Source organism: Leisingera caerulea DSM 24564 (assembly GCF_000473325.1).
In the GTDB taxonomy this organism is placed as follows: domain Bacteria; phylum Pseudomonadota; class Alphaproteobacteria; order Rhodobacterales; family Rhodobacteraceae; genus Leisingera; species Leisingera caerulea.
In genome coordinates this window covers 164,550-176,589 of record NZ_KI421514.1, presented here as the reverse complement: position 1 = coordinate 176,589, position 12,040 = coordinate 164,550, and the positions used below count along the sequence as shown (strand labels likewise).

General features: G+C 65.8%; 10 protein-coding genes. 2 read left to right on the top strand and 8 right to left on the bottom strand.

Translation table 11 applies throughout. From position 1 onward, the window contains the following. The 5 genes from CAER_RS0125380 to CAER_RS0125360 are packed head-to-tail and all read right to left on the bottom strand — an operon-like array spanning window position 1 to window position 5,516. Window positions 1-270, bottom strand: coding sequence for a K+/H+ antiporter subunit F (locus CAER_RS0125380; RefSeq protein WP_027237995.1), 270 nt, complete (start codon window positions 268-270; stop codon window positions 1-3). Further along, the gene (locus tag CAER_RS0125375) at window positions 267-764 is read right to left on the bottom strand and encodes a Na+/H+ antiporter subunit E (protein ID WP_027237994.1); all 498 of its coding nucleotides are present in this window, start codon (window positions 762-764) and stop codon (window positions 267-269) included. Before CAER_RS0125375 ends, CAER_RS0125380 begins: the two co-directional genes overlap by 4 nt. Next, window positions 761-2,299, bottom strand: coding sequence for a monovalent cation/H+ antiporter subunit D (locus CAER_RS0125370; protein ID WP_027237993.1), 1,539 nt, complete (start codon window positions 2,297-2,299; stop codon window positions 761-763). Before CAER_RS0125370 ends, CAER_RS0125375 begins: the two co-directional genes overlap by 4 nt. Next, on the bottom strand, window positions 2,299-2,652 hold the full coding sequence (locus CAER_RS0125365; protein WP_027237992.1) for a Na+/H+ antiporter subunit C: 354 nt from the start codon (window positions 2,650-2,652) through the stop codon (window positions 2,299-2,301). The genes CAER_RS0125370 and CAER_RS0125365 overlap by 1 nt, the downstream gene beginning before the upstream one ends. A gap of 2 nt (window positions 2,653-2,654) precedes the next feature. Continuing rightward, window positions 2,655-5,516, bottom strand: coding sequence for a monovalent cation/H+ antiporter subunit A (locus CAER_RS0125360; protein ID WP_027237991.1), 2,862 nt, complete (start codon window positions 5,514-5,516; stop codon window positions 2,655-2,657). 281 nt (window positions 5,517-5,797) lie between these two features. Between CAER_RS0125360 and CAER_RS0125355 the strand changes: the two genes are divergently transcribed. Further along, complete coding sequence (locus CAER_RS0125355) at window positions 5,798-6,283, top strand: rhodanese-like domain-containing protein (RefSeq protein ID WP_051357890.1); 486 nt, start codon at window positions 5,798-5,800, stop codon at window positions 6,281-6,283. Next, window positions 6,283-7,119 (top strand): CE1 family esterase, encoded by an 837-nt coding sequence (locus tag CAER_RS0125350; RefSeq protein ID WP_036798021.1) that lies wholly within the window; start codon window positions 6,283-6,285, stop codon window positions 7,117-7,119. Before CAER_RS0125355 ends, CAER_RS0125350 begins: the two co-directional genes overlap by 1 nt. A 273-nt stretch (window positions 7,120-7,392) precedes the next feature. Here the strand turns inward: CAER_RS0125350 and mdoH are convergent, their stop codons facing one another. From mdoH to CAER_RS0125335, 3 genes are read right to left on the bottom strand one after another with little or no spacing between them, the layout of a single operon-like run. Further along, window positions 7,393-9,270 carry a glucans biosynthesis glucosyltransferase MdoH gene (mdoH, locus tag CAER_RS0125345; RefSeq protein WP_027237988.1) on the bottom strand — a complete coding sequence of 626 codons (1,878 nt, stop codon included), beginning with the start codon at window positions 9,268-9,270 and terminating at the stop codon, window positions 7,393-7,395. Then, window positions 9,267-10,775: a glucan biosynthesis protein gene (locus CAER_RS0125340; RefSeq protein WP_027237987.1), complete on the bottom strand. Its 1,509-nt coding sequence runs from the start codon at window positions 10,773-10,775 to the stop codon at window positions 9,267-9,269. The genes mdoH and CAER_RS0125340 overlap by 4 nt, the downstream gene beginning before the upstream one ends. Further along, complete coding sequence (locus CAER_RS0125335; protein WP_027237986.1) at window positions 10,772-12,034, bottom strand: OpgC family protein; 1,263 nt, start codon at window positions 12,032-12,034, stop codon at window positions 10,772-10,774. The genes CAER_RS0125340 and CAER_RS0125335 overlap by 4 nt, the downstream gene beginning before the upstream one ends. Window positions 12,035-12,040: the final 6 nt, after the last annotated feature.

Genomic DNA, 12,040 nt, shown 5'->3' with positions numbered 1-12,040 from the left:
TCACTCGATGATGTTGCCGCGCAGGATGAAGCGCGCGTAGGCCACGGTGGAGACGAAGCCGAGCATGGCGATGATCATCGCGGCCTCGAAAAAGATCTCTGTCCCGAGCGCCATGCCATAGAGCACCATCAGGGCGATGGCGTTGATGAACATGGTATCCAGCGCCAGGATGCGGTCGGCGATATCCGGGGCGGTGACGACCTTCCACAGGTTCATCAGCATCGCCAGGGCGAAGCAGGCAAAGGCGAAATAGGCAGCGTTTTCGATCATTCGAAAATCTCCATCAGCCGGCGCTCATAGCGTTGTTTGATCTCGTCGCGCACCGCGTCCGGGTCGGGGGCATCCAGGCAATGTACCAAAAGCGCGTGGCCTGCGTCAGAGATATCCGCCGACAGGGTGCCGGGGGTCATGGTGATGGTGCCGGCCAGGGCGGTGATCGCCTCGGGCGTTTTCAGGTCCAGCGGGATGGTGATCCAGTTGGGGCGGCGGTCTGCGTTAGGCTTGAACAGCACGATCCGGGCCACGATGATATTGGCCTGGATGATGTCCATCAGGACGATCAGCACGTACTCCGCGATTTTCAGCGGTTTGCTGAGCCGCGGCCGGTTGGGCCAGTAGGGCTGGGTGAAAAACGGGATCAGCACCCCCAGCATAAAGCCGAAAAGCAGCGAGTTCAGCGACCAGCCATTCACCAGCAGCAGCCAGGTGAGGGTCAGCAGCAGCGTCAGAAAAGGGTGCGGCAGCAGCCGCCGGAACAGTTTCATTTCGCCTCCTCCCCAAGCACGGTACCGATATACGCCTCAGGCGCAAAGAGCTGCGCTGCGGTGGCCTCGGCGTAGCGGGTGGCGGGGCCCGCAAAGACGGTGAGCGCCACCAGCCCCGCCAGCAGCCCGAAACACGCGACAAACGGCAGCTGCGCCGGTCTTGCGGCAGGCTCCTCCTGCGGCGGCTCCTCGCTGGTATCGGTGTTTTCCGGCGGCAGGCCGTGGCCTTTCCAGAACAGCAGCGAGCCTGCGCGCGCCATGCCGATGATGGTGATCAGCGAGCCGACGAGGATCACCGCCCAGATCCAGGTGGCCAGCTCAGAGCCGCGGGTGGCATCCAGCACCAGCAGCTTGCCCAGGAAGCCCGACAGCGGCGGCATCCCCGCCAGCGCGATGGCGGCGGCAAAGAACAGCGCCGAGATCAGCCCGGTCTGCGGCATCGGCAGCTGCGGCAGGATCCAGCCGCCCTGGCGCTCCATCACCAGGTCGGCAACCAGGAACAGCAGCGCTGCGGCCAGGGTGGAATGCACCAGGTAATAGAGCGCGGCGGCGGTGGCGGTCTGGGTGAACAGCGACACCGCAATCAGCAGCGTCCCCATCGAGGCGATGGCGCCAAAGGCGGCCAGGCGGCCGATCTTGTTGGAGCCAAGCACGCCAATTGCACCGGCAATCAGCGTCAGCAGCGCGGCGGGCAGCAGCCAGTTTTCGGTCAGCCCGGCGGTCGCCGCGATCTCTGGCCCGAAGACCAGCGTGTACATGCGCAGGATCGAATAGGCGCCGACCTTGGTCATGATGGCGAACAGCGCCGCCACCGGCATCGGCGCGTTGGCATAGGCCGAGGGCAGCCAGAAATGCAGCGGCAGCAGCGCCGCCTTGATGGCAAAGACCAGAAGCAGCATCACCGCGCCGGCCCGCAGCAGGGCGGTATCCTCGGCCGGGATCTGCGCGACCTTCACCGCAAGGTCTGCCATGTTCAGCGTGCCGGTCACCGAATAAATCGTGCCAAGGGCAAACAGGAACAGGGTGGAGCCAAGGAGGTTGAAGACCACATACTGCACCCCGGCCTGAAAGCGGCGGGTGCCGCCAGAGTGGATCATCAGGCCGTAAGAGGCGATCAGCAGCACTTCGAAAAAGACAAACAGGTTGAAGGCGTCGCCGGTCAGGAAGGCGCCCATGATGCCCATCAGCTGGAACTGGAACAGCGCGTGGAAGTTGCTGCCGCGGGTGTCCCAGCCCGACCCGATGGCATAAAGCAGCACCGGCAGCGCCAAAAGCGAGGTCAGCACGATCATCATGCCCGACAGCCGGTCCAGCACCAGCACGATGCCAAAGGGCGCGGGCCAGTCGCCCAGCTCATAAACCTTGACGGTGCCGTCTGCGGCTTGTGCCGCCAGCGCCAGGGTTACACCGGCCAGCAGCACCGCGCTGGCGACGGAGAAGATCCGCTGCAGGTCCAGGTGGTGGCGCAGGACCATGATGATGAACGGCGCAACCAGGGCAGGCAGCACCACCGGCGCGATCAGAAGGTGCTCCATCATGCGTCCTCTCCCGCGCCTTCGGGCTCAGCGGGCAGGGCGGTGCGGTCATCGCGCGAGGACAGGAAGGCCCCCAGCGCGATCATCACCACCACCGCGGTCATGCCGAAGGAGATCACGATGGCGGTCAGCACCAGCGCCTGCGGCAGCGGATCGGTATAGGCCACCTCCTCATACTTGTTGAGGATCGGCGGCGCGGCGGTCATCAGCCGGCCGGAGGCAAACAGGAAGACGTTCACCGCATAGGTGATCAGCGACAGGCCGAGGATCACCGGGAAGCTGCGGCGGCGCAGGATCAGATAGATGCCGGCCGCAGTCAGGATGCCCACGGCCGAGGCGACGAGAAGTTCCATGGTTATCCCTCCGTCCCGGTCTTGGCCGCGTCCTCGCGGGCCGGGTTGATGTCCATCGCGTGTTCAGAGCTGATGCCCGGCTGCCAGGCAAAGCGCGACAGGCTTTCCAGTGCCAAGAGCACCGCGCCCACCACCGCCAGGAAGACGCCAAGGTCAAACAGCGCCGCTGTGGCCCATTCGAACTCCTCCAGCGGTTCCCAGTGGATATAGCCGAAGGCGCTGGTCAGGAACGGCATCCCGTTGAACCAGGCGCCCATGCCGGTGGCGGCGGCAATCAGCACGCCGGAGCCGATGATGGCGTGGTAGGGATAGCGCTGCCGCTCGGTCGCCCAGGCAAAGCCCGAGGCCATGTACTGCATGATGATCGCAATCGCCGCGACGAGGCCCGCGATAAAGCCGCCGCCGGGCAGGTTGTGGCCGCGGAAGAAAATATAGGCCGCCACCATCAGCGCCAGCGGCATCATCACCCGGGTCGCCACCACCATCATCAGCGGATGGCTGTCGCCCGCCTGCGGCAGGTCCGGCTCGCGGTTCAAGAGGTAGGCGCGCACGCGGGAGCCCAGCACCGCCTCTGTCAGGGCAAAGATCACCATGGCGGCGATGCCCAGCACGATGATCTCGCCAAAGGTGTCATAGCCGCGGAAGTCGACCAGGATCACGTTCACCACATTGGTGCCGCCGCCGCCCTTGTAGGAGTTGGCGAGGTGGAAGTCCGAGATGGTCGGGAAGGCAAAGTCGCGCATCAGCAGCGCATAGATCAGCCCGCCCGCGCCCAGGCCCGCGACAACCGAAATGGCGCCGTCGCGCAGACGCGTCAGGACCGGGGTTTCGACCGGGGTTTCCTTGGGCATGAAGTTCAGCGCCAGCAGCATCAGGATGATGGTCACCACCTCGACCGAGATCTGGGTCAGCGCCAGGTCCGGCGCCGAGAGGTAGTTGAACGCCATAGAGACCACCAGGCCGATCACACCGATCAGCACCAGCGACAACAGGCGGTTGCGGTGCTTCACCACGATGAAAAGGGTTGCAATAACCAAGGCGAACCAGCCGGTCACCGGCAGCAAGCCGGGTTCCTGCAGGCTGCGCGTCGGCGCGCCCAGGGTGCCGCCCTGGTAGGCCAGGTAGGCAATCACCACAGTGAAGGCGACCATCACCGCGGAGTAGCGGGTAAGGGCACCGTTGTGCAGCCCGCCGGTCACTGCCTGGCTGAGGCGGGTGAAAGCGCCGATAAGGCCCTCAAAAATCACCTTGGCCTCGGGGCGCGGCGCGGCGTCCCAGGCGCGGGCCAGCGGTTTATGCAGGGCCAGCAGCACCGCGCCGCCAATCACCGCAAATATCGACATATACAGCGCCGGGGTCAGCCCGTGCCACAGTTTGAGCGAGTAATAGGGCAGCTTTTCGCCACCGATCACCGCGCTGGCGGCAGTGGCCACCATCGGGCCTGCGATCTTGGCCGAGGCAAGGCCGATCAGCACCACCAGCAGCACCAGGAAGGCGGGGCCGATCCACATGCCGGTGCCCGGGTCATGCGGGTGGCCGGGGTAATCCTCGCGCTTGGGGCCAAGGAAGACATGGGCAATGAAGCGGAAGGAATAGGCCGCGGAGAACACAGCCGCTGCGGTGACCAGCGCCGGCACAATCAGATGCGAGCCGTTCCAGAGGGTATGGGAGGCTTCTTCCAGCATCATTTCCTTGGACAGGAAGCCGTTCAGTGGCGGAATGCCCGCCATCGACAGCGCCGCCACCGTGCCGATGGTGAAGGTGACGGGCATCAGGTGTCGCAGGCCCCCGAGGCGCTTGATGTCGCGGGTGCCGGCCTCGTGGTCGACGATGCCTGCGGTCATGAACAGGGCCGCCTTGAAGGTGGCGTGGTTGATGATGTGAAAGACAGCCGCTACCGCGGCGAACTTGGTGCCGAACCCCAGGAGCATGGTGATCAGGCCCAGGTGGCTGACGGTGGAGAACGCCAAGAGCGCCTTCAGGTCATCCTTGAACAGCGCAATCACCGCGCCCAGCAGCATGGTGACAAGACCGGTCGTGGCGACAATGTAGAACCATTCCGGCGTGCCGGCCAGAACCGGCCAGAGGCGGGCCATCAGGAACAGCCCGGCCTTCACCATGGTGGCGGAGTGCAGATAGGCCGATACTGGTGTTGGTGCCGCCATCGCGTGCGGCAGCCAGAAGTGGAAGGGGAACTGGGCAGACTTGGTGAAGGCGCCCAGCAGGATCAGGATCAGCGCCGGCAGATAGAGCGGCGAGGCTTGGATCGCGTCCTTGTTCTGCAGGATCACGCTGAGGTCATAGGAGCCTGCGATATGGCCCAGGATCAGCATCCCCGCGATCATCGCCAGCCCGCCGGACCCGGTCACGGCCAGCGCCATGCGGGCGCCCTGGCGGCCTTCGGGCAGGTGCTTCCAATAGCCGATAAGCAGGAAGGAGCTGAGCGAGGTAAGCTCCCAGAATACCAGCAAAAGCAGGATGTTGTCGGACAGAACGATACCAACCATCGCGCCCTGGAACAGCAAGAGGTAGCTGTAGAACTGGCCCATCGGATCTTCGCGCGACAGGTAGAAGCGGGCGTAGAGGATAATCAGCAGGCCGATGCCGAGGATCATCGCCGCAAACAGGAAGCCCAGCCCGTCGAGGAAGAAATGGGCGTTCAGCCCCAGGGCGGGCAGCCAGTCCACCGCAGCAAAAACGGTCTCGCCGCGGAAGATGGCGGGGATGTGCAGCATCAGCCCGGTGAAGGCGAGGAAGGTTGTCAGCCCGGCTGCCGAAGCCGCGGCATTGCGCCCGGCGCGGATCAAAAGCGCTGGGAAGACGGCTCCGAGAAAGGGCAGGGCCGCAATCAGGAATAGGGACACGTGCAGGTCTCCTGTCGGGTTGGCGCGTCGTTGTTTTTTGGTCCAGTGCTAAGCAATTTTTCAGCCCAGAACCACCCCCGCCGCCCCTGATACGGTAAGAATGCCGCAGCCCCGGGACGGAATTGATACGATTATTGCGCCTATATTTGGGGGAGGCGTGCGCAATAACAAGAACTTGACCGGCCGAAACCCTCTATTTCCGGTGATTGGCGGCGGCCAAGCTGCTAGATCTTGGGGCAGGACCGCGATCCAGCGGCGGGAAATGGAGATGCGGAGGCAAAATGCCCGGTACACAGCCCGGTACACAGACGGACACTGGCAACCTGACGCGGCGGCTGATGCTGCTGGGCGGGGCTGCGGCGGCAGGCGGCTTTGGCTACTGGTGGCACCGCCGCCAGCCGCCCGCGCACGACCAGCCGCGGCTGAGCGCGGCACAGGCCTTTGCCGCGGCCCGGGACGGCGGCATTATCCTGGTGGATATCCGCACGCCGCAGGAATGGCGCGCGTCCGGGGTACCGGTGGGCAGCCACCAGATCGACATGCGGCGCGATGATTTCCTGGCCGCCTTGCAGGCGGTGACGGGGCCGGACAGGGCCGCGCCGGTGGCACTGATCTGCGCCCGCGGGGTGCGCTCGGCGCGGATGACGCTGGCGCTGGCAGACGCGGGCTTCACCAATGTGATCGACGTGCCCGAAGGCATGCTGGGCTCCGCCGCGGGACCGGGCTGGATTGCAGGCAACCTGCCGGTGGCCCGGTGGGAGGGGTGATGAGAGGTTTTAGGCCTGGGGCCGCGGTTGCGGCGCTGATTGCGTTTTGGGGCAGCGGAGCGGCGGCAGCCTGCGGCGCGGCGCCGGAGGCTTGCGAGGTGCAGAATGGCCGCTATCACATCGTGCTGCCGGAGGCCTCCGCTGTGCCGGTGCCGGTGGTGATGTTCCTGCACGGCTACGGCGGCAGCGGCGCGCAGGTGCTGAAGAACAAATCGCTTGTCAAAGGGGTGACGCAGCGCGGTTATGCGCTGATCGCGCCGGAGGGGCGCAAGCGGGGCGGTGCTGGTCCGCAAAGCTGGGGGTTCGGCCCCTTTGATGACGGCCGCGATGAAGGCGCGTTCTTTGCCGCGGTTCTGGCAGATGCCTCTGCGCGGTTTGGCACGTCCGGGGCGCAGACCGTCCTGGCAGGGTTCTCGGCCGGGGCCTTTATGGTCCATTACCTGGCCTGCCGCGATCCCGAAGCCTTTGCGGCTTATGCGCCGGTTTCGGGGGCCTTTTGGCGGCCGCAGCCGGAGGCTTGCGCAGGGCCGGTGCGGCTGTTGCAGGTCCACGGCTGGCGCGATGAGGTGGTGCCGCTGGAGGGGCGGCCTCTCGGCGGCGGCCGCTGGGAGCAGGGCGACGTCTTTGCCGGGCTGGAGCTGTGGCGGCAGGCCAATGGCTGCACCTCCCATGCGCCGGACAGAGCGTGGCGGGAGGACGGCCAGTTGCGCCGCCGCTGGGACTGCGGGCCGGGGGCTGAAATCGAGATGGTTCTGTTTGACGGCGGCCATGCGCTGCCCGGGGGCTGGGCTGGCTGGATGGCCGATTGGTTCGAGGACGAACCCGCCGTGCGCTGACCGCCCGGGGCAGCGCCTTTTGAACCGGTGCGCTCCCGCCCATTCACCTGTAAATCAGAGATTTGCGGCAAAGCGTTGGGCCAGGCTGCGCGCCCCTGAGGGCGCGCAGCTGCAGCTCTGAATTGGCGGCGCTATTACAGTGGTGGAAGGTGTTGTTAGTTTCGCGGACCCGCGCCGCGCGTCAGCGCGGCGCCGGGCCCAAGACTGCCAAGGTCAGCCCGGGGCAGCCGGGGTGACCTGCGGGCGCGGGAGGTGCCCCCTTGCGCGCCGGGGTTACTCTGCCGGGGTGCCGCGGGCGGTGCTGCCGTCCAGCAGCGCCTTCAGGTCGGCGCGGGCCGCGCGGGCGGCGCGGGTGATCTGGGGTTCGGTGAACTCCTCCCGCGTGGCCATCCAGTGGCGGATGCGGTTCACGGTCTTGACGCCGGACAAGGCGGACAGCGGCACCGCCAGCACCAGCGACAGCGCGATCGGTGCCAGCCACAGCGACACGGTGCCCGACAGGATGCCGGCCCAGAGCGCCACGCCGCTGACGGTTTCCAGGGCATGGCAGGTGATCAGCGTGCGCAAGGCGTAGCTGCCGCCGTCGCGGGCCTGCGGTTCCCAGCCGCGCTGCAGGCCCAGGGCCGTGCGGAACACTGCGATCATCTGCTGCACCATCAGGATCGGCGCATAGAGGATGGCCAGCATCAACTCGGACAGGAAGGACAGCACGAAGTGCACCGGGCCGCCGTATTCCGAGAACCGGCTGCCGGTCAGCGGCAGCGCCGCCGCGGCCAGGATCTTGGGCGCCAGAAGCATCGCGTAGATCAGGATGATCACCAACACATGCCTGGGCTCCGACATATCCGGCCAGTTGGGGCGGAAGGGGTTGGCTTCGCTGAAATAGCTGATGACAGACGCCTCTTCGCTGCGGCCGATGATGGCCCACAGCACCAGCAGCGCAAACCACACCGGTGCCATCAGATAACCGATGGCGCCCGCAAAGAGGTGGAAGCGGGAGATCGCGCGGAAGCCCTTGGCGTGCAGCAGATTTAGGTGCTGCAGGTTGCCCTGGCACCAGCGGCGGTCGCGCAGGATGTGGTCGATCAGGGTGGCGGGGGTTTCCTCGTAAGAGCCGCGGATGCGGGGCAGGAAGCGCACCGACCAGCCGGCCCGGCGCAAGAGGCCCGCCTCGACGAAATCGTGGCTCATGATCAGCTTCTCGCCGCCGCCGAAGCGCGAGCGCAAGAGCGGAAGGCCCGCGCAGGCGGCAAAGGCGCGGGTGCGGATGATGGCGTTGTGGCCCCAGTAGTTGCCCTCGTGCCCGGCCCAGCGGGCCAGGCCCTCGGCCAGCGCGAGGCCGTAGACGCCGTTGGCGAACTGCTGCATCCGGCCAAAGACCGACTGCGCGCCGATCAGCTGCGGATAGCTCTGGATCAGGCCGGCGCCGGGGTCACGGGCCAGCGCATCGGCCAGCCGGGCAATGGCGCGGCCGGTCATCAGGCTGTCGGCGTCCAGCACCAGCATCGCCTCGTAGCCTGCGCCCCAGCGGCGCACCCAGTCGGAGATATTGCCGACCTTGCGGCCCTCGTTATCGGCGCGGCGGCGGTAGTAGAGTTCCGTGCCTTCCGGCAGCATGGTGCGCAGGGCCTCGACGCTGTCGCGCTCTTGCTTGGCAATTGCATCGTCGCGTGTGTCCGACAGGATGAACATCGCATATTCATGCTGGCCGCCGCGGCCGTGCAGCTCTTGCAGCATGGTCTGGGCATTGCCCAGCACATACCAGGGCACCTCGTTGTAGACCGGCATCAGCAGCGCCACCTTCATCGGGCGCGCGGGGCCGCGGGCCACGGTTTTTTCGCGGCGTGACAGGCCGTAAAGGCCCAAGAGAACGGTGGAGACGGTGAAGGCGATCCAGAAGAAGTTGAAGGCGATCAGCGCCAGCAGGATCATTTCCAGAACCGAGAAGCCGCCGTCGGCGAACCAGCCCTGCATCACCCAAGTGAGCACACCCGTCGCTGCCATGGCTGGCGAAAAGGCCAGCAGGCGCCAGAGCGCCACCTGGCTGGGGGCCGCACCGCCGGGGGCGGCAGCGTCCCTGAAGTCCTTGCTGAAATCCTGTTCCGGCATCGCCAGAGGCTGCTCCGGGGGCATCAGATCACATGCGGTCATGCGGTCCACCTGTAAAGCCAGACCTCGGAGGCGGGGCTGCCGTCCTTCCTGAGCTGGGCGCGAAGTTCGACGTGATCCCGGTCGCCGGGATCGAAGGTGAAGGCGAGCCGCAGGCCGCCGGTTTCCGGGTTTCGCTGCAGCACGCCTTCGCTGGCCGCCACATGGGGAGAGTGGATGTGCACGTCAAGGGCCTCGGGCCCGTCCTCGAACAGGGGGTGGGCGTCGAAGTCGATGGTGACGATCCGGCCCGGCCCGCCAAAGATGCGGGCGCCCTCGGCGGTGTCGATCACCCGCGGCATCGGCAGCACCGGCTCCGCGCCCCAGGTGAGGCGGTAGCTGAGGCTGATCTCCGATCCGGCGGCATAAGGCTCGCGCGGGCGCCAGTAGGCGACAGTATTGTCGTAGATTTCCTTGTCGGCGGGGATTTCCACCAGGGTGACCGCGCCCTTGCCCCAGTCCTCCTTGGGTTCGACCCACAGGCAGGGGCGGTTGTGATAGAAGGCTTCCAGGTCGTTGAAATCCGACAGCTTGCGCGCGCGCTGCATCAGGCCGAAGCCGCGCGGGTTGTCGTCGACGAAGGACGACACCTGCAGCCGCGCGGGGTTGGCCAGCGGCCGCCACAGGGTTTCACCGTTGCCGTTGACCACCAGCAGGCCATCGCTGTCATGCACCGCAGGGCGGAAATCGTCAAAGCGGTTGCGGTTGGTGGCATCGAACAGGAACATCGAGGTGAGGGGCGCCAGGCCCGTGTGGTTCAGGTCCTCGCGGGCGAACAGTGTGGCCTCCACCTCCATCACCGTGCTGCTGCCGGGGGTGATGGTGAAACGGTAGGCGCCGGTGACGGAGGGGGAGTCCATCAGCGCATGGACCACCATTGCGCGCTGGCCGGGAGCAGGGGCCTCCAGCCAGAATTCGATGAACTCCGGGAACTCTTCACCGTCGGGATCCGCGGTTTTCAGCGCCAGGCCGCGGGCGGACAGCCCGTAGGTATTGCCGATGCCGATGGCGCGGAAGTAGCTGGCCCCCTGGAACACACAGAATTCTGTCTTCTGGGTGGGATCGTCCAGAACAGTGCGCAGGCGCAGGCCGGAATAGCCCAGATGCCCATCGGTTGTCAGCTCGGGCGCCTTGTCTGTCTTGTCGAACAGCGACAGGTCGAAAGGCACGGCCTGCGCTTGCCCGCCGGTCACGGTGTTGATTTGAACCGGGCGCGGGAAGTACAGGCCGGGCAGGAAGAAATCCACGTTGTAGCTGCGGTCGGTCTTGGACCACAACGCGTCCGAGGAGCGGAACCAGCGGGCCTTGTAGTCGTCATAAGACTGTTCGAGCCAGTCCTGCGGCACCGACGGGCGTTCGGCATAGTCCTCCTGCGCAAGCGCGCGGGCCTTGGCCACGACCACCTCGCGGCTGAAGGGCTGGGTGTCATTTGCCAGACCCGGCAAGGCGTACAGGGCGGTGCTGCCAAGCGCGGCAGCCAGAAAGGAACGGCGGGAAAAAGAGCTCATTTCTTGGCTCTCCAAGGCTGTGACTTGAACCAGGCAGCGCCGTAAGCGCAGCCAATGATTAGGAAAAAGCCAACCAGATTGGCGTATGCCGTGGTCATAACCGCGCGGTCGGTCTGGTCAAGGGCAAAGCCGATGAACCGGGCCAGGGCCATCGAGAACACAAACACGGCAAGCGATTGCTGGCCGACCTTGGTGATGACCTTCAGCAGCACCGCCCAGAGGCGCGCGCCCAGCGAATGGCCGGTGGCGATCAGGCGCTTGCCCCCTTCGCCCGCCGCAACCCAGCCCAGATAGGCCAGAGCCAGGAAGTGGGCATAACGCAGCAGGCCGAAGTCGGTCTTTTCGCGCCATTCGCCGATGGCGTCGCGGCCGGGTTTGATCAGCTCAGCCAGATCCGGGCTGGCGGCTTTGACCCAGGTGAAGACTTTCCAGGAACCGTACGGGGCCGAGAGGATCAGGAAGGCGGCGGCAAGCACGACCAGAACCTTGGAAACCGGCGGCTTTGGCAGCCAGCCCTTCATGAAGGCAAAGCCGGTGAAGAACAGCAGCTGCCAGCCGAAGGGGTTGAAGAACCATTCCCGGTCAGACCACGGTTCCGCCGGCAGCGAAACGCCGTTGGGGCCAAGGCCGGCCAAATAGGGGTTGGCGGTCAGCCAGATCAGCACCGACATCGCCGCCACGGCCCAAAGCCCCGCCTTCTCCAGTCCGATCATCAGCGGCATCAGCATCAGCACCACCAGGTACATCGGCAGGATGTCGAAGTAATTCGGCACGTAGGTGAGGGTGAAGATGCCGACGATCTGGGTCATCGGATCCTTGAAGAAATGGCCCAGGTTCAGCGAGTTGATATAGCTCTTCTCGAACCCGCCATAAAGGTCGAGCGCCGCCATCGACATGGCCAGGAAGAAGAACAGCCCGATGTGGGCCCAGAACACCTGCCAGCAGCGGAAGGCGACGCGGGCGGTGCCCAGCCACCAGCCCTGGCGGTCGAAAGAGCTGCCAAAGGCGATGGCGGAGGCCATGCCGGAGCAGAAGACAAAGATTTCAGTCGCGTCCGAAAACCCGAAGCGGGCCGGGATCCAGCCAGTCCAGCGGTTGCCAGGGATATGGGCCACTAGGATGATGAACATCGCAATGCCGCGGTAGAAGTCGAGCCGCGGGTCGCGCACCCGCGGCTGCGCCGCTTGCGGCGGGGGGGCTGCGCGGTTGGCGGCAGCAGGGTCTTTCTGAGGCCCGGGGAAGGGCGCAATGCTGGACATCTGTGG